This window comes from Scandinavium sp., from assembly GCF_036271055.1.
Taxonomy (GTDB): Bacteria; Pseudomonadota; Gammaproteobacteria; order Enterobacterales; family Enterobacteriaceae; genus Scandinavium.
Window position 1 is genome coordinate 167,317 of sequence record NZ_DATBBJ010000078.1, and the last position, 25,311, is coordinate 192,627.

The 25,311-nt window shown below is 52.2% G+C and carries 19 protein-coding genes; 9 read left to right on the plus strand and 10 right to left on the minus strand.

The features are described from left to right. Positions 1-37 precede the first annotated feature (37 nt). The 3 genes from VH187_RS17410 to VH187_RS17420 are packed head-to-tail and all read right to left on the minus strand — an operon-like array spanning position 38 to position 3,163. Positions 38-1,906 (minus strand): amidohydrolase, encoded by a 1,869-nt coding sequence (locus VH187_RS17410; protein WP_329702714.1) that lies wholly within the window; start codon positions 1,904-1,906, stop codon positions 38-40. Positions 1,907-1,925: 19 nt separating this feature from the next. Continuing rightward, a complete protein-coding gene (locus tag VH187_RS17415) occupies positions 1,926-2,468 on the minus strand; it encodes an antibiotic biosynthesis monooxygenase (protein WP_329702715.1) in 543 nt (180 codons plus the stop codon). Positions 2,469-2,521: 53 nt separating this feature from the next. Then, a complete protein-coding gene (locus VH187_RS17420; protein ID WP_329702716.1) occupies positions 2,522-3,163 on the minus strand; it encodes a hydrolase in 642 nt (213 codons plus the stop codon). Positions 3,164-3,461: 298 nt separating this feature from the next. On the opposite strand from VH187_RS17420, the gene VH187_RS17425 reads away from it, so the two are divergent. Continuing rightward, complete coding sequence (locus VH187_RS17425; protein WP_329702717.1) at positions 3,462-4,364, plus strand: LysR family transcriptional regulator; 903 nt, start codon at positions 3,462-3,464, stop codon at positions 4,362-4,364. Here the strand turns inward: VH187_RS17425 and malZ are convergent. Further along, the gene (gene malZ, locus VH187_RS17430; RefSeq protein ID WP_329702718.1) at positions 4,361-6,178 is read right to left on the minus strand and encodes a maltodextrin glucosidase; all 1,818 of its coding nucleotides are present in this window, start codon (positions 6,176-6,178) and stop codon (positions 4,361-4,363) included. The two genes, VH187_RS17425 and malZ, sit on opposite strands and share 4 nt — an antisense overlap. 154 nt (positions 6,179-6,332) lie before the next feature. After that, complete coding sequence (locus VH187_RS17435) at positions 6,333-6,980, minus strand: helix-turn-helix domain-containing protein (RefSeq protein ID WP_329702719.1); 648 nt, start codon at positions 6,978-6,980, stop codon at positions 6,333-6,335. A gap of 639 nt (positions 6,981-7,619) precedes the next feature. Here VH187_RS17435 and VH187_RS17440 point away from each other — a divergent pair. From VH187_RS17440 to VH187_RS17460, 5 genes are all read left to right on the plus strand, one after another. Beyond that, on the plus strand, positions 7,620-8,141 hold the full coding sequence (locus VH187_RS17440; protein WP_329702720.1) for a fimbrial protein: 522 nt from the start codon (positions 7,620-7,622) through the stop codon (positions 8,139-8,141). Positions 8,142-8,260: 119 nt separating this feature from the next. Continuing rightward, positions 8,261-8,971, plus strand: coding sequence for a fimbrial biogenesis chaperone (locus VH187_RS17445; RefSeq protein ID WP_329702721.1), 711 nt, complete (start codon positions 8,261-8,263; stop codon positions 8,969-8,971). A gap of 48 nt (positions 8,972-9,019) precedes the next feature. Beyond that, positions 9,020-11,644 (plus strand): fimbria/pilus outer membrane usher protein, encoded by a 2,625-nt coding sequence (locus tag VH187_RS17450; RefSeq protein WP_329702722.1) that lies wholly within the window; start codon positions 9,020-9,022, stop codon positions 11,642-11,644. A 13-nt stretch (positions 11,645-11,657) separates the two neighbouring features. Beyond that, positions 11,658-12,674, plus strand: a complete 1,017-nt coding sequence (locus VH187_RS17455; protein WP_329702723.1) for a fimbrial protein — start codon at positions 11,658-11,660, stop codon at positions 12,672-12,674. A gap of 69 nt (positions 12,675-12,743) precedes the next feature. Further along, positions 12,744-13,226, plus strand: coding sequence for a fimbrial protein (locus VH187_RS17460; protein ID WP_329702724.1), 483 nt, complete (start codon positions 12,744-12,746; stop codon positions 13,224-13,226). A 56-nt stretch (positions 13,227-13,282) separates the two neighbouring features. On the opposite strand, the gene proY is transcribed toward VH187_RS17460, so the two are convergent. From proY to phoB, 4 genes are all read right to left on the minus strand, one after another. Beyond that, positions 13,283-14,656 carry a proline-specific permease ProY gene (gene proY / locus VH187_RS17465; RefSeq protein WP_329702725.1) on the minus strand — a complete coding sequence of 458 codons (1,374 nt, stop codon included), beginning with the start codon at positions 14,654-14,656 and terminating at the stop codon, positions 13,283-13,285. Between the two features lie 76 nt (positions 14,657-14,732). Beyond that, positions 14,733-16,052, minus strand: coding sequence for a branched-chain amino acid transporter carrier protein BrnQ (gene brnQ, locus VH187_RS17470; RefSeq protein ID WP_329702783.1), 1,320 nt, complete (start codon positions 16,050-16,052; stop codon positions 14,733-14,735). A 411-nt stretch (positions 16,053-16,463) separates the two neighbouring features. After that, entirely contained in the window at positions 16,464-17,759 is a 1,296-nt protein-coding gene (gene phoR, locus VH187_RS17475) for a phosphate regulon sensor histidine kinase PhoR (protein WP_329702726.1), read from the minus strand. 21 nt (positions 17,760-17,780) lie between these two features. Beyond that, complete coding sequence (phoB, locus tag VH187_RS17480; RefSeq protein ID WP_329702727.1) at positions 17,781-18,470, minus strand: phosphate response regulator transcription factor PhoB; 690 nt, start codon at positions 18,468-18,470, stop codon at positions 17,781-17,783. 194 nt (positions 18,471-18,664) lie between these two features. Between phoB and sbcD the strand changes: the two genes are divergently transcribed. From sbcD to araJ, 3 genes are all read left to right on the plus strand, one after another. Further along, a complete protein-coding gene (gene sbcD / locus VH187_RS17485; protein ID WP_329702728.1) occupies positions 18,665-19,867 on the plus strand; it encodes an exonuclease subunit SbcD in 1,203 nt (400 codons plus the stop codon). Further along, positions 19,864-23,004: an exonuclease subunit SbcC gene (gene sbcC / locus VH187_RS17490; protein WP_329702729.1), complete on the plus strand. Its 3,141-nt coding sequence runs from the start codon at positions 19,864-19,866 to the stop codon at positions 23,002-23,004. Before sbcD ends, sbcC begins: the two co-directional genes overlap by 4 nt. A gap of 115 nt (positions 23,005-23,119) precedes the next feature. Next, entirely contained in the window at positions 23,120-24,289 is a 1,170-nt protein-coding gene (gene araJ, locus VH187_RS17495; RefSeq protein WP_329702730.1) for an MFS transporter AraJ, read from the plus strand. A 29-nt stretch (positions 24,290-24,318) separates the two neighbouring features. Here araJ and mak read toward each other — a convergent pair whose 3' ends face one another. Continuing rightward, positions 24,319-25,224, minus strand: a complete 906-nt coding sequence (gene mak, locus VH187_RS17500; protein ID WP_329702731.1) for a fructokinase — start codon at positions 25,222-25,224, stop codon at positions 24,319-24,321. Positions 25,225-25,311: the final 87 nt, after the last annotated feature.

Genomic DNA, 25,311 nt, shown 5'->3' on the forward strand with positions numbered 1-25,311 from the left:
CTCGCAGATGCGAGCCTTTTTTGTTTTTATCGCTTAACTAAAACGCGAAGCAACTGCACCCCAGTACGCCCCAAAACGCCTGATTGTCAGACACCGGAACCGCTGATTTGCGCGCGATGTCATGCTGATGACCATGCACCCCACAACTGCCGCAGCACTGATGCATCTGCACAACCGCCCCCACGTTTGACGCCACAGGCAGGGCTGAACGGTAATGGCCTGGCACTTTCACCACGGGCGACCAGTCCGGTACAATCGGAATCGACGGTGGCGCGAGCGGACTGAAATGTCCGGCGGCATAAACTACTTTGCCATCCACAATCGTCAGCACCGACTCAATGCCTTTAATCTCTTCTTCCGGCACACGGAAATAGTCTTTCGACAACACCACTAAATCCGCCAGTTGATCGGCAACGATGCGCCCTTTTTTCCCCTGCTCGCTGGAGAACCAGGCGCTACCTGCCGTCCACAACTCCAGTGCTACATCGCGTGGCAAACGGTTATCGTCGTCATACATCGCCATGCCGCCCACCGTACGCCCGGAAACGAGCCAATACAGCGCCGTCCATGGGTTATAGCTGGCGACACGCGTTGCGTCCGTTCCCAGTCCAACAGGTACATCCATTTCCAGCATTTTCGCGACAGGAGGGGTGTGTTTCACTGCATCTTTGCCATATCTATCGACAAAATATTCGCCCTGAAACGCCATACGATGCTGCACGGCAATCCCACCGCCCAGCGCTTTCACGCGCTCAATATTGCGCTCGGTAATGGTTTCCGCGTGGTCAAAGAACCAGTGCAACCCATTGAACGGGATGTCGCGATTCACTTTCTCGAACACGTCGAGCATCCGACTGATCGACTCGTCATACGTCGCATGCAAACGGAATGGCCAGCGGTGTTCTGCTAAATGACGCACCACACGCTCAAGTTCATCTTCCATGCCCTCCGGCAAATCCGGGCGCGGCTGCAAGAAATCTTCAAAATCAGCCGCTGAAAAGACCAGCATTTCGCCGGCCCCGTTGGCACGATAAAAATCCGTGCCCTGCCCTGGTTTGAGCATATCGGTCCAGCGTTCGAAATCGTCGAGTTCCTGTTTAGGCCGTTGCGTAAAGAGGTTGTAGGCGATGCGCACGGTCATCTGATCTTTGGCATGCAACTCATCAATGACTTCGTAATCTTCCGGGTAATTCTGGAAACCGCCCCCCGCGTCGATGGCGCTGGTCAGGCCCAAACGATTCAGTTCGCGCATAAACTGGCGCGTTGAATTGACCTGCATCTCCAGCGGCAACTTCGGCCCTTTCGCCAATGTTGAATAGAGGATCATCGCATTGGGTTTCGCCACCAGCATTCCGGTGGGGTTGCCGTTTTTATCGCGAACGATTTCACCGCCAGCCGGATCGGGCGTCTCTTTGGTATAGCCCACAGCTTTCAGCGCGGCACGGTTCAACAACGCCCTGTCGTAAAGATGCAGCACAAACACGGGCGTATCGGGTGCCGCTTCATTCAATTCTTCAATGGTTGGCATCCGACGTTCAGCAAACTGGAATTCACTCCAACCGCCGACCACACGTACCCACTGTGGCGAAGGCGTACGATCGGCCTGATCCTTCAGTATTCGCAGCGCATCAGCCAGCGAAGGCACGCCTTCCCAGCGCAGTTCAAGATTGTAATTCAGCCCGCCGCGAATCAGGTGCAGGTGCGAATCGTTCAGACCCGGGATCACCGTATGGCCTTTGAGATCGACAATCTGCGTGCCGTCATTGGCGTAGCTCATCACCCGATCATGACTACCCGCGGCCATAATTTTGCCGTTAGCAATCGCCACCGCTTCCGCCAGTGGGTTGTGTTTATCGAGAGTGTGGATTTCGCCGTGGGTCAGGATCAATGTGGCATGTTGAGACATAAGAACTCCTCAAACCGGCTCAGGCTTTTTTCAGCCAGCCGGCAAAAATTCGGGTGACGATGGGCATCCAGAACCAGACGACCAGCGCCACAACGCAGGCATCGTTAATCAGATGCAGCAGTAAAGAACCTTTCAGCGTCGGGAGTAACGTACCGGTGAGAGTAGGCACCAGATTTGTACTTGGAAAAATCACCAGCAGGGTGATGAGAAATTGCTTCCAGCGCTTCGGTTGACGGACATGCGGCGCGGGCGGAGTGAACCAGAACGCGGCCTCGGTGCGCACTTCGGTTTGGTCGCCCTCCGTCAATAACGGTGTGATTTCATCGACCAACTGTTTACGGGTTTCCGATTGCGTCCAGCCGTAAAGGTGTTCGAGGGTGTCGAAGCGGATGATGATATTCCACCGATTCTGCCCGTCGCCAGGGCGAATGACGTTCGCCCCTAAATGGCCCGGATAGTCGGCAGCCACCGGCATAATTTTGCCAAGCCATGCTTCGTAAGTATCACTGTCTTCCGGGCGCAGGGCATGGGTTATCACCAGCGTCACATGTTTTTGCGTCATAGCGGGTGTTCCTTGCAGTCACAAGTCAGCGGGCCTTCACCCGCTGCAAGCTGTTACGCTTTACGTTCAGGCGCGCCGTGTACCAGCGTGTAGGCATAATCGACACCCATGCCATAGGCGCCGCTGTGTTCGCGCACCAGATCCATTACCGCATCGTAAGTGCCTTTGCGTGACCAGTCGCGCTGGTACTCAAGCAACACCTGTTGCCAGGTCACAGGTACGGCACCGGCCTGTACCATTCTGTCGATGGCACGTTCGTGCGCATCCACCGATGTGCCGCCGGATGTGTCAGTCACCACATACACTTCAAAGCCTTCATCGAGCGCCATCAGTGCCGGGAAAGTCAGGCAGACTTCGGTCCATAAGGCTGAAATGATGAGCTTTTTACGCCCGGTCGCTTTTACCGCGTTGACGAAAGCCTCATCTTCCCAGGAGTTCATCGAAGTGCGTTCAATCGGTTTTACGTCCGGGTGTACCGCCAGCAGTTCCGGCCAAATATATCCGCTAAAACTTTTCGTTTCGACTGAGGTATAAATCACCGGTACATTAAATATCTTTCCGGCTTTGGCGAGCGCCACAGTGTTATTTTTCAAAGTTTGACGATCGATATTCGCCACACCAAAAGACATTTGTGGCTGATGGTCGATAAAAATAAGCGCAGAGTTTTGCGGGTCAATCAGTTCCCGAATAGACATGACACACCTTCTTAATCAATAAGTTAAAAGGCAACGGTCTAAGACTGTTGTAAGCAGTTGGATCCTGAAGGAGAAAGCCAAATGAGTATAGCCGGAAATTTTTAACGAGTTATTAAAGAAATCTTTCTGTTTTATTTCCAGCCACTTGAGAATATTCGCAATCGAAATTAATACAGAAGGATGATTATTATCAGGCTTAGTCAAAAAATTGCGCCAGCGCGTTCGTAAATTTTCACTTTTATCGAATGACCGCTTCAGGGACACTCTGTTTATTATTTGAATCAGTGAAATTACCTGCATGCGCTTAAATCTCGATGTATTACTCATTCTCGATGCCCTCGACAAACACGGTTCATTTGCCACTGCGGCGGAATCACTTTTCAAAACGCCAGCCGCGTTGAGCTACATGATCCAGAAACTGGAACACGATTTGGACATCACGCTGCTCGACCGCTCCGGTCATCGCGCAAAATTCACCGATACCGGCAGGATGATGCTGGAGAAGGGCCGTTTGTTAGTCAACGCGGCGAAGGATTTAGAGAAACAGGCCGTGCAGGTGCAGTCCGGTTGGGAAAAAGAGCTGTCCATCGCGCTCGATGACTCATTTCCGTTTGCCGCCCTGCTGCCGCTTATCGACCAGTTTCACGCATTGAATAAACAGACGTGCCTGAATTTCACCCATCACACGCTGGCAGGCTCATGGGAAGAGCTGACGCATCATGGCGCGGACATGATCCTCGGGGCGATCAACGAGCCGCCGACCTCCGGCGCCTGGTCTTATAAAATGCTCGGCACGCTGGACAACGTGTTTGTGGTCGCCCCTCAACACCCACTGGCACAGACGCACACCCCGCTCAGCAACGATCAGCTTTATCTGCATCGCGCGGTAGTGATCAGCGACAGCGCCCGTAGTTGTCATCCGATCAACAGTAATTTGATGGATGAACAGCCGCAGATTCGCGTGGATGATTTTCACTCTAAGGTATTGCTGCTACGGGCCGGAATGGGATGTGGTTTTTTACCACGCCATATCGCGCGCCCGTGGCTGGAAAATGGGGAATTACTGGAAAAAGAGGTGCTGTCATTTCGTGAGAAAGACGTCGCTTACATGGCGTGGCGCAATCATAGCGACGGGCTGGCGCAGCGCTGGTGGCGTGAAGCCCTACTCACCCGCGACACGCTCAGCCAGTTGTATCGCTAATTGCCGAACCAGACGGAGGCTGAAATCGCCGGCAGTGACAGCACATCGTCCTGCAACGTGCCTTTCCCTTCTTTCAGCAACCAGGTTTTTACCGCCAGCAGCGGAGTGGCATCGAGCACCACTTCGCACGGTTCGCCCCGGTTAATAGCCACCAGCACACGCTGCTGTTTCAACATACGGACAAACACCACCACGTTATCTTCGGCGTAAATCACCTGACAACCGCCATGCCGCAGCGCCTGGGTGCGATGGCGCAGTTTGGTCATTCGCTGATACAACGCCAGAAGATCGCCATCCTGCTGCTCTTTGTTCCATGGGAACGGTTTGCGACAGAACGGATCGTTATTGCCGTCCAGCCCGACTTCATCGCCGTAATAGATGCACGGCACGCCCGGCCAGGTGAACAGCCACACCACCGCCAGCGGCAGTCGAGCCGCATCTTTACCGAGCAACGATTTAAATCGCGCCGTATCGTGACTGTCGAGCTGATTGAACATCCGCAACTGCTGCTGATGCGAAAGGCTGGCGCGATAGCTATCCATCCACGCCATGCAGGTTTGCGCGTCGATCATTTGCGGATCGTAAGAGATATCGGTGTTCGCGAGGAAACCCCATAACGGGAACGTGAAACCGCGATAGTTCATCGCCGCGTCTTCGGCATCGGCCTGGAGCCACTGACGCGCATCACCAAAATGCTCGCCGAGAATATAGGCTTCCGGCTGTGTCTCTTTCGCCGCTTTGGTAATGCCGGTGATGTGCTGCAAGTTATTGCGCGCCCCACCCGCTTCACCGAGCATGTGCACCACATCAAGCCGCCAGCCGTCCATACTCCACGGTGCTTTTAACCAGTGACGCACAATGCTGTCTTCGCCGCGATAGACTTCGTTGATCAGCGTTTCGGAGCTGAAATCCAGTTTTGGCAAGCTGGCATAGCCAAGCCAGTCCAGCGCCTTGCCTTCTTCGGAGAAGCTGTACCAGTCGCGCCAATGCGATGAAGGATTGTGACAGGCACCATCGGTGCCGCGATTGTGTCGATCAAACCAGCCGTGCGAATCACCGCTGTGGTTAAACACGCCGTCGAGGATCAAGCGCATGCCTTCGCGACGTGTATTGTGTCGCAGACGCAACAACGCTTGATCGCCGCCAAACTGTGGATCAACGTGGCGATAATCTTCGGTGTCATATTTATGCACACTCGGCGCAACAAAGACCGGATTGAGATACAGCGCGGTCACGCCAAGCTTTTTCAGATACGGCAGTTTTTCGCTGATCCCGTCAAGATCGCCGCCATAAAATGTCGATCCGCCCGCTTCTGCCGTCAGCGGCTCATCCCATTCACGCAGAACGATGTCCCGCCCGGCGGCGTGATGATAATAGACATTATCCTGTTCGGTGGTGCGCGGCTCGGTGCGCGCAAAGCGGTCGGGGAAAATTTGGTAAAACACCTGATCGGCAACCCATTGTGGGCCATCATCCGGCACATCAACGGCAAACTGTTCCAGACGCGCCGGAGGAAAATGGCTAAACCCCTGCGGCGTAAACCAGCGCTGGCGATTTGCCCACAGCAGTTTGAAACAATAGCGACGACGCGACTGACCGCTGCTCAGATCGATTTCTGCTCGCCATGCGGTGACGCCAGGATAAGGTTCACTACGCAGACGATGCATCGGCAGCGCAATCTCTTCGTTGTCTTCCTCTGCCCGCAGCGTGACCCGCAGCGGCGGCGTTTCACCGCTCAGCCACAGCGTAATTGCCAGTCGATCCTGTTGCTGTTTCAGGAACGGTGCAACAGGAAGATGCCATGCCTTCAACATCGTCATACCCCTTTGTTCAAAATACGTTCACCATGCCACAGTCAGGCGACGTATGACTCATCATTATGACGCTTTCTTTGGGTGGAGAGAGGGGGAGGATGCAGGGGGAGGACATCATCCATATTCGGTATTTTTTTGCATTACTGGTCTATGGCTAAAAGGCTTTAGGAAGTTCTTTTACCCAGACAAGATAGCCTTTTTCCGTTTTGATGTACCCAGCCACCCTAAGCTCAGACAAAATTTGCATGATTCGACTGCGAGACAGACGTGTTTTGCTCCTGATGTATTCTTCCACGGTGACGCTATTGCGCACTGAATCAGGTTCAGACATCAGCTCTGGAAGTCGTATACGCACGACATCGTAGACCGTCGGCGATAGATGCTTAAAGATGTGATCGCCAAGGATACTAATATTCATTTCAAGGATTTTTGCGTAAACATCCCAGAGCTGCAACTCATGAAGCAATGTATAAAATGCTTCACGCTCAATGACCGCTAACTCCACGCTCTCAACGACTTTGATGATATATTCAGATTGAAAACGCAAGTTTGAATGGTATGCATTCGCCATCCCGCGGATTGTGGGTGCCTCAAGGTATCCCATCAGGATGTCATCAGGCTGCCGATGAATCGCAATAATTCCAGACCGAATCACATAAATTTTATTGGGCTGAGTGGCACTGAGAAAAATGCGTTTTCCTCTGGGAAAAGCTTTAAAATTGACTTTAGTACCAATTTTTTCAACTAACTCCGCAGCGTATGCAGAATTAAACGTAGTTAAATTTTGTTTTCTTGAATCCATCAGCTTTCGACCTGGCGACATTTTTGATAAGTATAGCAACTGCAGAGATAACAGTGGTTTTTACTGGGCACTTTTTACTCACCAAGAAAACCGAAATAACAAAAAATAAGTTAGCGACAGTAATAAATAGACATTAGAGTACTTAGTTTTATTTAGGATGATTTAAATCAAATCACGCCAATTATTTTTCCAACCATAGATTCTATCAGCATCAACTTACTATTACAGCAATGCAATCTAAACAAAAACATTTTTAGACAAAAAATCATGAAACGCGCTTGACTTAACTTCACCTGCCCCTATTGCATATTTTTATCGAAAAAGGCCGCCTGAGGCCCCCCGGAAAGATTCAATCATTAAACCGCCACATAAAAATGACATAATTTCAGAATCATCCCATAAGGAGCATTATTATTGCCGATGAAGATAGCAGCATACGTGCTATAGGATTCATTAACTCGATCCGAGATCGTACCCAAAAAAAGATGACATATTTAATGATCTCCGCTAGGATCATTTTCGCATATCAAGAAGTGATAATATTACTTTAGTTTCCTTGTATTTCAGCGCATTCAATACTCTACAATGTGAATTATCACTTAATACCAATTTCATCGTAATATTAATTCAGGAGTTTATATGAAGAAGGCCATTGCATTAATGCTCATGGCAGGGACCTGCTTGTCAGCAAATTCGGTTTTTGCTGCTGACGGAACCATTAGTTTTAGCGGAAATATTGTTTCCGATGCCTGTAAAGTAACGGTTGCTGATGCAGATCAGACTGTTACTATGGGTGATGTGGCGACAACTGCATTTACTGCAGCCGGTGACAAAGCCTCTCCAACAACCTTTAAAATTGATTTAACAGGCTGTGCTGAAGCAGTAGATCACGTCTCTGTCAAATTTGATGGTGTATCTGATACCACTGATACAAGTCTGTTGTCTTTGGATAAAGGCCAGACAGCAAAAGGCGTTGGGATTGAGATTTCTGATGCTCAGGGCAATGCCATTCCTCTGCACACCTCTTCTCCTGATTACCCTGTCGACAGTGACAGCGGCACCGCAACACTGAACTTCAGCAGCCGATACGTTGCGACAGCGACAACCGTTGGAGCAGGAACTGCCAGCGGCACCAGCCAGTTCACTATCAACTATCAGTAATGCAATGCGGGAATTCTACATTTCCGGCATAAAAAACCACACCTAATAACTGTACACCACCTGATATATCATTTCTATCGGGTGGATATTATGCCCTAAAGGGGAATGAGACTTTTGTTATGCCAAATACTACCTCCGTAATTTCAACCAAGTTAATGCTAATAGCCGCATTGTTTGTTTATGGCAACGCAGCACAAGCCGGCATCGTCGTTGGTGGCACCCGCATTATTTATGATGGAACTAAAAATGAAACATCCCTCTCCATAAACAACCCAGATAATTCACCTTATCTCATCCAGACTTGGGTAGATGGTGATGGTCCATTAGGTGAAAATAAAGCGGCTGCAAAACCACCTTTTGTTGTTACCCCGCCTCTATTCCGTCTCGAGGCCAATAACGAAAATATGATTCGTATTATTCGTACTGGTGGAAATATCCCAACGGACAGAGAATCGGTTTATTGGGCCAATGTAAAATCAATTCCTGCGACCAAGGTAGGCGATAAGAATGTTTTGCAAATATCGGTTAAAACGCGAATAAAATTATTTTACCGCCCGGAAGGGATCAGCGCGCCAAGTGAAGATATCTACAAAACCATCAGCTTCCACCGTAACGGGAATCAGCTCCAGGTCAACAATCCGACCCCTTATTACGTGACTTTTTACAGCCTAAAAGCCGGATCTACACCCGTTAAAACGCTAAACCAGATGGTCCCGCCTAAAGGCACTGCAACATACTCATTACCTGCAACAACAAGTGCACAAGTGACCTGGCAGGCCATTAATGATTTCGGCGGCACTACGAAACCAATGCAAGCCTCAATTCAGTAATAAAGACGGCAGTGTTTTTTTATCCTTGGTTTCTGGCTCGAGGCTATTATGTTAAAAAATATAAAATCAAAGGGCAGTCAGCCTCTGCCTGGAGGAAAAAAAGGACTTACATTCACTCGTCTGGCTGTCGCTGTGACCCTATCACTCTTCGCGCATCATGGATATGCCGAGGATTTTTTTAATGTGAATGCCCTAGAAATCGACAACCCTACTGCGACCCCCGTCGATTTAGCACAATTTGCCAGCCAGGGTGGCCAAGCTCCAGGTACGTATCATGTGGATGTGTATATGAACGGAGAGCATCAGGATACGCTGGACGTCACATTCGTCGACGGAGACAATGGCAAGCTGCAACCCTTATTAACACCTACTCAGCTTGCAAAATGGGGAATGGTTCTCTCTTCTGTACCGGGCATGGCTGTTATGGCGAAGGACAAAGCCACAAACTCCCTAACCAAGATCATTCCACAAGCCAAGACGGATTTTGACTTACCTCATTTGGCGTTGAAAATTTCAGTTCCTCAAGACAACATGAATCAGACAGCGCAGGGGGAAGTCGACCCACAGCTTTGGGATGACGGTATTACAGCGCTGCTGCTGAGCTATAGTTTTTCGGGGGCAAACACGCAGCAAATCAGCAACGGTGCCGTCACAACCAACGACTTCCTGAACCTGCACAGCGGGTTCAACCTCGGCGGCTGGCGACTGCGTAACTACAGCACCTGGAACTACAGTAAAAGCAGTGGTACCAGCAACGGTGAAACTGATGAACCAGCAGAAAGCCATTGGAACTCTATCAATACCTTTATCCAACACGATCTCAAGCGTCTCCGGGGACAATTCACCGCGGGCGATAGCTATACGCCTTCGGATGTTTTTGACAGCCTCCAGTTTCGCGGCGCACAGATAGCCTCAGATGACGATATGCTGCCTGAAAGCCTGAAAGGGTTTGCCCCCACAATTCGAGGCATCGCTAACAGTAACGCGCGGGTAACGGTCAAACAAAACGGTAGCGTTATCTATCAACGCTATGTTTCCCCCGGTGCCTTTACCCTGAGCGATCTTTATCCAACATCATCCAGCGGTGATTTGCAGGTCACGATTCGTGAAGCAGACGGTTCTGAGCGCTCTTTCGTTCAGCCGTTCTCGAATGTCCCGATCATGCAGCGTCAGGGACGCCTGAAATACACCGTCACTGCGGGTAAATACCGCGCGTCAAATCCCGATGGCGTCGCCCCTGTTTTTGGGCAAGTCACCTTACTGTATGGGCTTCCCCATGACGTTACGGTCTATGGTGGTGTTCAAACCGCGGCTAATTATCGCTCTGCGGCGTTGGGATTCGGTTTCGGGCTGGGGGATTTAGGCTCTGTATCCATTGATCTCACCAATGCATGGACTGGCGCAGGCCAGGACGCAGATGCCCAGGCTGCCAAAGAAGGTCAGTCGTTCCGCTTTCAGTATTCAAAAGATATCACCGCCACCGATTCAACCATTACGCTCGCGGGCTATCGCTACTCCACCAAAGGATTTTATACCTTCAGCGAAGCCGCTCAGTACCAGTCCGCTACGGATGATAACAACAGTTCAGATATTCATAACAACAAGCGCAGCAAGATGCAGATTGATTTAACGCAGAACCTGATGGGCGGTGATTGGGGTTCTCTGTCGTTGTCCGGTTACCAGCAGGATTACTGGGATGAAGAGGGTTATGAGCGCAACCTGAGTGTCGGCTATAGCAATTCATGGAACGGTATCAGTTGGACATTGATGTATACGCAAACCAGTTACGCCAATAGTGATCAAGGCTCGAACCAACAGTTGGCACTGAACCTCAGTATTCCACTGAGCCGTTGGTTACCTAATACCTATGTAAGCACCAGCAGCACGCACGATTCACACGGAGGGTCTGTCAATCAGGTTGGGCTTAGCGGCACAGCGCTGAAAAACAACAATCTGTCTTACAGCGTGATGCAAGGCTATGGGAGTAATGGTGACGGCTACAATGGAATGATGAGCGCCGATTACAGAGGGTCTTATGGTGAAGTCAATGCCGGGTACAACTATAACGACAGTTCCCGTCAGTTGAACTATGGGGCACAGGGTTCAATGATTGTCCATTCTCACGGTGTAACATTTGGCCAACCTTTATCAGGTGATATCAGTTCAATCGCCCTCGTTGCGGCCCCAGGTGCCGATAATGCCCTGGTTCAGAACAGCACGGGCGTGCGAACCGATTGGCGCGGCTACACCATTGTGCCGTATCTCAGCCCCTATCGCCGTGACCGCGTAGCGCTCGATACCGAATCGTTAGGCAACAACGTGGATCTGAAAGGCAATGTGGCATCGGTCGTTCCGACCAAAGGTGCTGTTGTGCTAGCAAAATTCCAAACCAGCGTGGGTAGCAGAGTGCTTTTGAACTTAATACATTCAGGCCAGGCGGTACCTTTTGGGGCCACCGTCACGCTAGACAGTAAAGATGATATGACAGAAGAAAACGCCAGTATCGTGGGTGAAGAAGGCCAGGTTTATCTCAGCGGTGTACCGGAAAAAGGTAGCCTGACGGCTAAATGGGGTGACGGTGGCACGCAGCAATGCCGCGCGAACTTTGAACTCCCACCGGTCAGAGAGAATAATAAAGTGGGCATTGAACAACTTAATCTAATTTGTCATTAATGGTAATATGAAAATGAACAAAATATTATTGACAGCATGCTTTGTTATTATCTGCATAATTTCAAGTACAAAGGCAAATGCAATGGAAATACACTGCAAAGGGTCAGGTGGAAATTATAGCGCCAGTGGGAACTTTACCGTTCCGGGAGGAGCTGCCGTCGGCTATATTTCCCCGAAAATAAATGCAACCGGAAGCAATTGGGCATTAATCTGTGGCCAGGACACAACCGCTGACCGAGATATTTATGTAAAATTTCAAACAGCCACACCGGCGGTCACGGGTTATTCTCAGAATTACCCCACGAATCTTCACGGATGGAGCGTGCATTATAATTTTTCGATGAGTAATCCGTGCGCAAACAGTCCTGGTCTGCAGAATGACTCCCCGCTAACCAACCAAATGTTGAGCTGGACATGTCATATGATGCATGGCACAGATACTGCTTTAAATGCAGGCAGTGTGAGTTCAACGTTGCAATTTGTTAAAACTGCGGATGATGCCGAGAGCGGTATTATTACCACTATTCCCGTAGTGACCACATCGGTCACTTATAATAATCAGTCAACAGGAACGGATACCCTCACTAATATTTGGGGTGGAGCCATTTCAGTTACCGTCATCAACCCTTCATGTGCTGTAAATACATCTACGGTTAATGTGCCTGTAGGGGATTATCTCACTACAGAATTCACTGCTATAAATCATACGACTGAGAATAAAAACATCCCCATTAGCATTAATTGCAGTTCCAGCGCACGAATAAATGCACTTATTACTGCTAATTCAGATAGTTCAACCTCTCAACAGGGGGCGATAAAGCTCAATAGTGGTGGAGCATCTGGGATTGCAATTCAACTTCTGGATAAAAATGGTGCAGGAGTGGCGCTAAATAAAAAATTTGTTGTCGATACAACGCCAGGTGCAGGCGAATATGATTTCAATTGGCAGGTTAGGTATCTACAGACGGCCGCAACTGTGAGTCCAGGAGATGCTAGCGCGTCTGCAACGTTGACATTAAATTACGATTAGCAGGAAAGAGTAATGCGTTCAAAAAATATTTTTCAGCCCATTATTTATATCTTAATAATGATTTTCACCATGACAGTTAAAGCCTATTCCGATGAAAATAGCATTGCCCTTAATTTTACAGGCACCATAAAAGCGGCAAGCTGCGATATCAGTAGTGGAAACGGACAGAAGGTTTCACTCGGCGATGTTGGCACCACTCATTTTGGTTCGACAGGCGACGTTTCTAGCGCTAAACCTTTTAGCATTGGATTGAACTGTGCGGATTATGGTCCTAAACAGGCCACGGTGACGTTCAGTGGCACAGCAGCATCTGACCCGACACTACTTGCGCTGGACGGCGGTGAAGGTGCCGCAACAGGCATCGCAGTACGCATTAATCAGGCAGACAGCGGCGAGCAGGTGAAATTGAATACGCCATCGGCGACAACAGCCCTGATCGCCGGGGAAAATACACTGAATTTCACCGCGCAGTATCAGGCGCTAACCGGGCGAAGCAATATTACGCCAGGCAAAGCAAATGCCACGGCGCAATTCACGATTAATTATCCCTAATCAGGGTGCCGAAGAAGGGTAAAGATCCCGGCAGCGAACGCCACCGGGATTGGGAATTACTGCGCGTTTGCCAACTGCCTGTCGCGACGGACTTTAAACTGCCATCCTGCCAGCAGCAGCACGATCCATGCGAAACCGACGTACAGCGAAATGCGAGTGTCCGGGTGCCAGCCAATCAGCACGATGATAAACACCAGGAACAGCAGACCAACGACCGTGGTAAACACACCCCCCGGCACTTTGAATTTCAGGTCTTTCACTTCTTCCGGTGACAGGCGACGACGGAACGCAATCTGCGACAGCAGGATCATGATCCACACCCATACGGTGGCGAACGTTGCCAGTGAAGCAATCACCAGGAACACGTTTTCCGGCATGATGTAGTTCAGGAACACCGCCAGCAGCAGTGCGACGGTCATTACCGCGACGGTCACCCACGGCACGCCGCGACGAGACGTTTTGGCGAAAATCTTCGGCGCACTGCCCTGCTCCGCCATGCCGTGCAGCATACGCCCCACGCCAAATACATCGGAGTTAATTGCCGACAGCGACGCGGTCAGAACCACAAAGTTGAGAATGCTGGCGGCAAACGTAATGCCTAAATGCTGGAAGGTCATCACGAACGGGCTGCCGTTGGTGCCGACCTGGTTCCACGGATAAATCGACATGATCACAAACAGCGTGCCCACGTAGAACACCAAGATCCGCATCGGCACCGAGTTAATCGCGCGCGGAATGGATTTCTCCGGGTCTTTCGCTTCACCTGCCGTAATGCCGATGATTTCGATGCCGCCGTAGGCAAACATCACCATTTGCAGTGACATCACCATGCCTATCCAGCCATTGCTAAAGAAGCCGCCGTTGCTCCAGAGGTTATGAATGCCGGTTGGTTGCCCGCCGTTGCCAATCCCCCAAATAATGATGCCAAAACCAGCGGCAATCATCACAATGATGGTCGCGACTTTAAAGAACGAGAACCAGAACTCCAGCTCGCCGAAGACTTTCACGCTCATCAGGTTGATGGAACAGATGAGCAGCACCACGCTCAGTACCCAAATCCAGTGCGGCACCGTCGGGAACCACACGCCCATGTAGATGCCGAACGCGGTGACGTCAGCTATCGCCACAATCAGGATTTCAAAACAGTAGGTCCAGCCGGTGATATAACCCGCCAACGGGCCTAAGTTATCCTGCGCATAGCGGGAAAACGAGCTGGCAGACGGGTTGTGCACCGACATTTCACCGAGCGCACGCATGATAATGTAAGCGGCGACGCCGCCAATGAGATACGCCAGCAGCACACTAGGACCGGCCATTTTAATGGCGTCTGCCGAGCCATAAAAAAGACCGGTTCCGATTGCCGAGCCGAGTGCCATAAAGCGAATGTGACGGGCGGTAAGCCCCCGCTTTAGCTTGTTATTGGTTTCCATAAATTCCACTGCCTGTACAAAAAACAAAACCACGGAGCCATTGGCCCCGTGGTTAATTTCAATCCTCGCCCGCTAATTAATGCGCGCTGGAGGTCACCTGACGGCCTGCTGCGCGATCCCATCCCATTGCCAGAATGGCAGCGATGATAGTCGGCATCAGCCATGCCAGACCTTGCTCGGCCAGCGGCAGATGCGCGGTCCAGGCTGGCAAGATCCCGGCGAATGCGGAGGCTTTAATGCCGTCCAGCAGGCCGAACACCAGACTGATAAACATCGCCGGGGCAATCACGCGGGACGAATTATGCCACCAACCGCGGGTAAAACTTAATACCACCAGTGCGATACAAGGCGGATAAATCGCGGTCAGCACCGGAATCGAAATCTGAATCAAGTGGCTGAGGCCCAGATTGGACACCACCATCGAGAACAGACCAAGGATAAACACCAGTGAGCGATAAGAGAGCGGCAGATATTGGGAGAAGAACTCCGCACACGCCGTGGTCAGGCCAACCGCCGTCACCATACAGGCGATGAAAATCAGCGCCGCTAACAGGAAGCTACCCGCGCCACCAAAGGTGTGCTGAACGTAGGCATGCAGAATCGACGCACCGTTAGCGTTCTGATCGACCAGCGTCGCGCTGTCAGACCCCAGGCGGAACAGCGCCAGATACAGCAGCGTCAGGCCGACACCGGCCATCAGGCCAGCCCACACGGTATAACGCGTCAGCAAGCGAGCTTCGGTTACGCCACGAGAACGCGCGGCGTTGACGATAACGATGCCAAACACCATTGCGCCGAGCGTGTCCATGGTCAGATAGCCATTGACGAAGCCGTTAGAGAACGGCGCGGTCTGATAGGCATCCAGCGCGTGGCTGATAGAACCCGCAGGCCACATCAGTGCGGCAACAGACAAGACGATCAGCGCGATGATTTTCAGTGGTGCAAGGAAGTTACCGACGGTATCCAGCAGTTTGCCCGGATACAGCGACACCAGGATCACCAGCGCGAAATAGATAACGCTATAGATAAGCAGCGGCAGCGGGCCGTCACCGGTCAGCGGCGCGATGCCCACTTCAAAAGAAACGGTCGCGGTACGCGGGGTGGCGAACAGTGGCCCAACGGCGAGATAACACACCACCGCCAGCAGAATGCCCGCGACTTTGCCGATTGGCGTACTGAGGCTGTCCACACCGCCGCCGACTTTTGCCAGCGCAATAATGGTCAGAACCGGCAGGCCAACGCCTGTTATCAGGAAACCTAAAGCCGCAGTCCAGACGTGCTCGCCGGCCTGCAAACCAACCATAGGAGGGAAAATGATGTTGCCCGCGCCAACGAACAACGCAAAGGTCATAAAGCCCAACGCGATGATATCGCGAGATTTTAACTGATGGGTCATAAACTCTTTACTGCCTGTGGATGTGGTGTTGAAAGTCATAAAACGTCGTTCATATTCTCTACGGAACAGAACGGCGGTAATAGCGAGTCATGCAGTGGGAAATACTCCCGATGTTCGCGCACAAAGAATTGTTATTGGGTTTAGCGCGCGAAAGCAGTCAGACTGCAACTGCATAGGGGGCAATTTAAACGCTTATAACGTTTTAATGCAACAAGGGATCGCCAAACCAGAGGATTATAGCAATAACGAATTTATAACCAGCATGAATGACCTGATATCAGAAAAACCTCTGGCTAATCATGCGAACAAAAAAGCAACAGACGTTTGATAATTGCTCACCGTTTGGTTAACCGGAAAGCAAAAAAACCGGCTTTCGCCGGTCTTTGTCAATTTATCCTGACACTCTCACCCTCAGGCGCTTTTTTTGGCAATCAAACGTTCCGGCAGCAAGAAACTAAAGCGGGTAAATTTACCCGGCACGCTTTCGATATCGAGACGGCTTTCATGGTGATTCACCGCATGTTTCACAATCGCCAACCCTAAGCCGCTACCACCCGTTTGTCGCGAGCGCGCTTTATCGACGCGATAGAAACGCTCCGTCAGACGCGGAATATGTTCCGCGGCGATCCCCGGCCCGTTATCTTCCACGCTGAACAAAGCGCCGTGTGGCGCATGCTGCCAGCGCACAATGATTTCCGTGCCTTCCGGCGTGTGGTTCACCGCGTTATACACCAGGTTCGACATCGCGCTGCGGAGCTGTTCTTCGCTACCTAACACTTGCAATGTGTCATCAATCTCGAAATGCAGAATATGCTTTTTATGGCTGAGGGTTTGCGCCTCGCGCTCTACCACTCGCAGCATCATCGGTACGTCGATTTTTTCATTCAGCGCGGCAAGCGGTGCGGCTTCGATACGCGACAGCGTTAACAGCTGACGCACCAGCCCTTCCATCCGCTGCGTCTGCTCACGCATGGTATGCAGCGCTTTTTCGCGCGGCGCGCCTTCCAGTGTTTGCTCCTGCATCATCTCCAGATAACCCTGTAAGACGGTGAGTGGCGTACGCAATTCGTGGCTGACATTGGCGAAAAAGTTACGTCGCGCGCCTTCCAGTTGGTGCATTTGCGTCACGTCTCGCGCCACCAGCAGCAGCTGTTTTTCACTGTAGGGCATCACGCGGATCTCCAGATGCCGGCCGGTGTTGAGCACCAAATTGAGCGGCTTGGTGAAATCGCGGGATTTGAGATAACGGGAAAATTCGGGATAGCGCAGCAGGTTGAGGATGTTCTGGCCGTTATCGTCCGGCCAACGCAAATTGAGCATCTGCTGAGCAAGACCGTTACACCAGAACATTGCGCCTTCTTCGGTGGTCAGCACCACCGCATCGGGTAGCGATTCCGCCCCGCTGCGAAAGCGTTTAATCAGGCTGCCTAACTCACGACGACGCTTTTTATTACGCATCTGCATCTGGTGCAGCCCGTACAGGAGCGGCTCCCAGCTACCACTGCCCGGCGGCGGCGTCATGCTGCGATCGACCCACAGCCACCATGAAAGACGGAGTAAATTCCAGAAATGCCAAATGAGCAATCCGGTGACCGCCGCCAGCAAGAACCACGGCAGATAACCAAAAAACGCCCCCAAAATGAGGGCGGGAATACAACAGAGGATCAGCTCAAAAACCAGCCTTTTCCATGACAGCCGTTCAAGCACGGGTCACACTCCAGTCAATTGTCAGAAACGGGCGGAAAAGCGATAACCCGTGCCGCGAACGGTTTGTACCATCCGATCGTGACCGCTGTGTTCCAGCGCTTTACGCAGGCGACGGATGTGCACATCCACCGTCCGGTCTTCTACATACACGTTTGTCCCCCAGACGTTGTTCAGCAGTTGTTCACGGCTGTAGACGCGCTCCGGGTGAGTCATAAAGAAATGCAGTAGCTTAAATTCAGTTGGCCCCATATCCAGCGGGCTTTCACCGGTCATCACTCGATGCGATGACGGGTCGAGGCTCAGGCCCTGCATTTCTATCACTTCTTCTACTGCCATCGGCGAAATGCGGCGCATGACGGCTTTAATACGTGCCACCAGCTCTTTCGGCGAAAACGGCTTAGTAATGTAATCATCAGCCCCGGTTTCCAGCCCGCGAACGCGGTCTTCCTCCTCGCCGCGAGCGGTCAGCATGACCACCGGGATATCGCGCGTTAACGCTTCGCGCTTGATATGCTTAATAAACTGAATGCCTGACCCGCCCGGTAACATCCAGTCCAGCAGCACTAAATCAGGCCACGGTTCATTCAACTGGTTGACGGCACTGTCATAATCTTCCGCTTCTACAGGCTGAAAGCCATTTTGCTCCAGGACAAAGCACACCATCTCACGAATGGGGGCTTCATCTTCAACGACCAGAATACGTCTCGCCATTATTTATCCTGTTTATTAATCATATGCGTATCATGCGGCGTCATTATGCGTCAGATTTGTGACAGATTTATGAATAAGATGACCGTCTTATGATAGTGGGTTTCGCCATGATGACACTCAAAAAATGCTGCCATCGCCCTGTTATCGTTAAAAGATTATAATGGCCGCCACGCTTTTTCGTCACAGGTCCCTTAATGCGCATCCTACATACTTCTGACTGGCACCTTGGCCAGAACTTTTACAGTAAAAGCCGCGCCGCCGAGCACGAGGCTTTTATCGACTGGTTGCTGGAGACAGCACAGGCGCAGCAAGTGGATGCCATTATCGTGGCGGGCGATATCTTTGATACCGGTTCGCCGCCGAGTTACGCGCGTGAGTTATACAACCGCTTTGTGGTGAAATTGCAGCAAACCGGCTGTCATTTGGTCGTACTGGCGGGTAACCATGATTCGGTCGCAACGCTCAACGAATCTCGCGATATTCTCGCGTTTCTGAATACCACCGTCGTGGCAGGCAGCGGCATGAAGCCATGCGTGCTGAACCAACGCGACGGCACACCTGGCGCGATCTTCTGCCCGGTGCCGTTTCTGCGTCCGCGCGATGTGATTGTCAGTCAGGCCGGGTCAAGCGCAGGTGAAAAGCAGCAGCATTTATTACAGGCGATAACCGACTACTACCAGCAGCAGTATCAGCAAGCCTGCGATCTGCGTGGCGACCGCACGTTGCCGATTATCGCCAGCGGCCATCTGACCACCGTCGGAGCTAGCAAAAGTGACGCGGTACGTGATATCTATATCGGCACGCTGGATGCCTTCCCGGCGCAGAATTTCCCGCCGGTCGATTACATCGCTCTCGGACACATCCATCGGGCGCAAAAAATCGGCGGCACGGAACATATCCGTTACTGCGGTTCGCCAATCTCCCTGAGTTTTGATGAAACCGGCAAAGCTAAAACCGTCAATCTGGTCAGTTTCAGCGACGGAAAGTTACAAGACGTGACACCTCTTGAAGTACCCGTCACGCAAAAACTGGCGGTATTAAAAGGCGATTTCGCCAGCATCAGCGAACAACTTCAACAGTGGCGAGACAATGATGCCGCCGCCCCCGTATGGCTGGATATCGAAATCACCAGTGACGAATACCTGCATGATATCCAACGAAAAATTCAGGCACTGACCAATGAACTGCCCGTGGAAGTGCTGCTGGTTCGCCGCAGCCGCGAACAACGCGAACGTATTATGGCAAGTGAGCACCGTGAAACCCTGAGCGAGTTAAAAGTGGAAGAGGTGTTTGAGCGCCGTCTGGCCCTTGAGGAACTGGAAGAACCGCAGCAGAAGCGGCTGCACCAGTTGTTTAATGAAACGCTTGGCGCACTTTCCGGGGAGGAACAGCCATGAAAATTTTGAGTCTGCGCCTGAAAAACCTCAACTCTCTGAAAGGTGAGTGGAAAATTGATTTCACCGCCGAGCCGTTCGCCAGCAACGGTCTGTTTGCCATTACCGGCCCAACGGGTGCAGGCAAAACCACGTTGCTTGACGCGATTTGTCTCGCGCTGTATCACGAAACGCCGCGCCTGAGCACATTGTCACAATCGCAAAATGATCTGATGACCCGCGACACCGCCGAGTGTCTGGCGGAAGTGGAATTTGAAGTCAAAGGCGTGGCCTACCGCGCATTCTGGAGCCAAACCCGCGCACGCAATCAGCCGGACGGCAATCTTCAAGTGCCGCGCGTGGAACTGGCTCGTTGTGACGACGGCAAAATCCTTGCTGAAAAAGTGAAAGATAAGCTGGATTTAACCGCCTCCCTGACCGGGCTGGATTACGGGCGTTTCACACGCTCGATGATGCTGTCTCAGGGTCAATTTGCCGCCTTCCTCAACGCCAAACCGAAAGAGCGCGCCGAGTTACTGGAAGAGCTAACCGGCACTGAAATCTACGGACAGATCTCGGCGATGGTATTTGAGAAACATAAAGAAGCCAAAACCGCGCTGGAAAAATTCCAGGCACAGGCTTCGGGCATGGTTTTGCTCAACGATGAGCAACAGCAGGCGTTACAGCAACGTTTGCAGGCACTTACTGACGAAGAGAAACAGCAGCAAAGCGAGCAACTTCGCGTCCAGCTCTGGCAGCAATGGTTGACCCGCGAATCGGAAATGCGTGAAGCGCAACAGCGTTCACACTCCTCGCTAGCAGCGGCACAAGAGGCGCTACGAGCCGCCCAGCCACAGTTAGCCGCTCTCGCACTGGCGCAACCGGCTGACCGATTGCGCCCGCTGTGGGTGCGTCTGGAAGATAGCCAGACGGCGATGACGCAAACTCATCAGCAAACCGAAGAAGTGAATACTCGCTTACAGAGCCAACTGGCGCTGCGCGGGCGTTTACGTCTTAGCGCCGAACGTCAGCATCAGCAGTTCACGGCGAACCAGAAAACCCAGGCCGAATGGTTGTCTACAAACCAGCGCTATCAGCACTGGCAGCGCGAACTGACCGGCTGGCGTGCGGCATTTACGCAGCAAATGCGTGAAGCCACGCAACGACAAACGCTGACCCAGCGAGAAAATGAATTCACTCGCCAACTCAACGCGCTGCCGTCCACAACCCTAACGCTGGATGAGTCTGCCGTGACGGCAGCACTCGAACAGCACAACGCCGCCCGTCCGCTGCGTCAGCAGTTGAACGCGCTACAAAACCAGTTCCAGCCGCTGAATAAACGACGCCAGCAGTTGCAACCCTTGCTGGCGCAGCGCCAGCAAGAGCTGGAAGCGGGTGAAGCCGAACTCGCCCGTCGTCGTCAGCAATACAAAGAAAAACTTCAGCAGTTCAATGACGTTAAGACGTTATGTGAACAAGAGAAAATCATTGCGAAGCTGACCGATGAACGCGCCCGTTTACAGCCCGGCGCGCCTTGCCCATTGTGTGGTTCTGCTGAACACCCGGCGGTCGCCGAGTATCAGGCGCTCAAACCAGGAGTGAATGAAGCCCGACGCGATGCGTTAGAAAAAGAGGTGAACCAGATCCGCGAGTCTGGTGCCAGCCTGAAAGGACAACTTGATGCGCTGGTTAAGCAACAACAGGCTGAACAAAACGAGCTACAGTCAATCACTGAGCAAGAGCAAGCACTCACCTCACAATGGCAAACCACCGTCAGTGGGTTGCAGATTTCCCTTACGCCGGAGGATGACATCAGCGGCTGGCTGACCGGGCAGGAAAACTACGAACAACAGCTTTATCAACACAGTCAGCGGCTAAGCCTGCAACGCCAGACGCTGGAGCTGAAAACTCAGCGCAGCACCCTGGAACAGGAAATGGCCGAACGCCAGCAGGCGCTGAATGAAACGCTGAATGGCTTTGGCCTTACGCCGCCCGAAAATGGTGATGAAGCCGCATGGCTGGCGGCCCGAGAAAGCGAAAGCCAGCAGTGGCAAACGCAATCCGAACAGCAGCAAGCTATCGAGCAAAAACTGGCTCAGCTACAACCGCTGCTGGACACTCTGCCGTCAACGCCAGCGCAGACAGATTTCACGCCAGTGCCGCTGGACGGCTGGCAGCAGGTGCATCATGACTGCGTGTCGCTGGAAAGTCAGTGGCAGACGCTGCAACAGCAGGAAAGCCAGACGCGTGAACGCCTGACGCTGGCTCAGAAAGCGTTCGACGAAGCGCTAGTCGCCAGTCAGTTCACCGATCAACAAGCCTTCCTTGCCGCGTTGCTGGATGACGACACTCGCCGCCAACTGGAAGAGATGAAGCAGAAGCTGGAAAACCAGCTCCAGCAGCAACAGGCGCTGGCTACACAAGCACAAAACGCGTTGACGGAACATCAGCTGCAGCGCCCTGCCGATTTAGCGGATACGCAAACCGGCGAACAGGTACAAATCCTGCTCTCACAACTGGCTCAGCGTCTTCGCGAAAATAGCGCGGCACAAGGCGAAATTGGACAACAGTTGAAACAGGATGCCGAAAACCGCCAACAGCAGCGGGCATTGATGGCGCAAATAGATGCCGCCGCACAAACTCTGGAAGACTGGAGCTGGCTGAACCAGCTAATCGGCTCCAAAGAAGGCGATAAATTCCGTAAGTTCGCGCAGGGCTTAACGCTCGACAATCTGGTGTGGCTGGCGAACGAACAACTGGCACGACTGCACGGGCGTTACCTGCTGAAACGCAAAGCCAGCGAAGCGTTAGAACTGGAAGTGATGGACACCTGGCAGGCCGATGCGGTGCGCGACACTCGCACGCTTTCCGGCGGAGAAAGTTTCCTCGTCAGTCTGGCGCTGGCGTTGGCATTGTCGGATTTGGTCAGCCATAAGACGCGTATTGATTCGCTGTTCCTCGACGAAGGCTTCGGCACGCTCGACAGCGAAACGCTGGATACCGCGCTGGATGCGCTCGACGCGCTTAATGCCAGCGGAAAAGTGATCGGCGTTATCAGCCATGTTGAAGCGATGAAAGAACGCATTCCGGTGCAGATAAAAGTGAAGAAGATTAACGGGTTGGGTTATAGCCGCCTGGATAAAGTCTTTGCCGTGGAATAACAATGTAGCAGGATCGTTAATACAGAAAGAAGAATAAGCAATTGGCTTCGGCGGCGAGGTTGCCGCAAGCTGTGCATTACAGGCGACAAAACGCAACACTTCGCAGCGGGATAGCATGAAAAAAGTTATTTTCTCTTTAGCGTTAGGCACCTTCGGTTTAGGCATGGCCGAATTCGGCATTATGGGGGTCTTAACTGAGCTATCCCGGAATGTGGGCCTTTCCATCCCCATGGCCGGGCATATGATCTCCTGGTATGCGTTTGGTGTTGTAATTGGCGCGCCGATTATCGCCGTTTTTTCCAGCCGTTTTTCCCTGAAACACATTCTGATTTTTCTGGTCGCGCTGTGCATCTTCGGGAACGCGATGTTCACCTTATCATCGTCATACTGGATGCTGGCGGCTGGCCGACTGGTTTCCGGTTTCCCGCATGGCGCATTTTTTGGCGTCGGGGCCATCATTCTGTCAAAACTCGCCAAGCCGGGAAAAGTCACCGCCGCCGTCGCCGGGATGATCAGCGGCATGACCGTCGCCAATCTGCTCGGTGTGCCGCTCGGCACCTGGCTGAGTCAGGAATTCAGCTGGCGTTACACCTTTTTGCTGATCGCCATTTTTAATGTCGCGGTGATGATTTCGATTATTTTCTGGATCCCCAATATTGCCGATGAAGCTAAGCGTAAATTGCGCGAACAGTTTCACTTCCTCAAATCAGCCGCACCATGGTGTATTTTTGCCGCCACGATGTTTGGCAACGCGGGCGTCTTCGCCTGGTTCAGCTACATTAAGCCCTTCATGATGACGGTCGCCGGGTTTACGGAAGGCAAGATGACGCTGATTATGATGCTGGCAGGTTTAGGGATGGTGTCTGGCAATCTGCTGAGCGGGCGTTTATCCGGCAAATTTTCACCGCTCAGTATCGCCATCGTCACAGATTTGATCATCGCGCTCGCCCTGGCGTTACTGTTCCTGTTTGGCGCCGATAAAACGGCCTCGCTTACACTCGCCTTTATCTGCTGTATGGGGCTTTTCGCGCTCTCTGCCCCGCTGCAAATTCTGCTGCTGCAAAATGCCAAAGGCGGAGAAATGTTGGGAGCCGCAGGCGGGCAAATGGCTTTTAACCTCGGCAGCGCCGTAGGGGCGTATTGCGGGGGATTGATGCTGACGGCGGGCTTTGCCTACAACTACGTGGCGCTGCCCGCCGCTCTGCTGTCGTTCTTTGCGATGTCGTCGTTACTGATTTATGCCTACCTGAAACAAAAACCGGTTCCGGCGTTTTCCTCTCTCTGAATTTCTTCCTAAAAGGGGGAGGATTCTGATCAAAGCGGCCATAGCCAAGCCGCACCGCGTACTCCGCTTGAATCGCCGTGCACCGCTTTGCGGATCGGCGTTTCGCACTCGCCGCCGAAGACAAAATTCTTCACCAGCCCCGGCACGGTTTTATACAGACGTTCGGTGTTACTCATTCCGCCGCCGAGCACAATGACGTCCGGATCCAGAATATTGACCACGTGCGCCAGTGATTTTGCCAGCCGCAGTTCGTAACGACTCAGCGCCAGTTCGGCGACCGCATCCTGCTCCTCGACTAAGCGCATAATTTCACTGCCTTTCAACGCTTTCCCGCTCAGGCGATGATAATCGGTGGCAAAACCGGTTCCGGAAATAAAGGTTTCGATACAGCCCTGTTTGCCGCAATAGCACGGCACTTCCGCGCGATAGCGCAGTTCGTCTTCATCCATCCACGGCAGCGGATTATGACCCCACTCGCCCGCCGTGCCGTTACCGCCGATATGCGCCCTGCCGCCCAACGCCACGCCTGCACCACAACCTGTGCCAATAATGACCGCAAAGACGGTTTGCGCGCCCGCCGCAGCACCATCAATCGCTTCGGAAACCGCCAGACAGTTAGCGTCGTTCGCAAGCCTGACTTCGCGATTGAGCCGTTTGCTCAGGTCTTTATCGAAAGGTTGACCGTTAAGCCAGGTAGAATTCGCATTCTTTACCACGCCGGTATAAGGCGAAATCGAGCCCGGGATCCCCATCCCTACAGTACCGGTTTGTCCGGTTTCTTTCTCGGCCGTTGCCACCAGTGTGGCGATGGTTTCGATGGTCTGATGGTAGTCATCACGCGGCGTCGGCAGACGATGGCGAAACAACTGATCTCCCTGGTCACTGAGCGCAATGACCTCTGTTTTAGTACCACCTAAGTCTATTCCTATTCGCACAGAAGCCTCCCCGGTGCCTGATTAACAATGCAAGCATAGTGACAATTCGCTATCATGCCCGCTGAATTTAACGACAAAGCCGTGGAA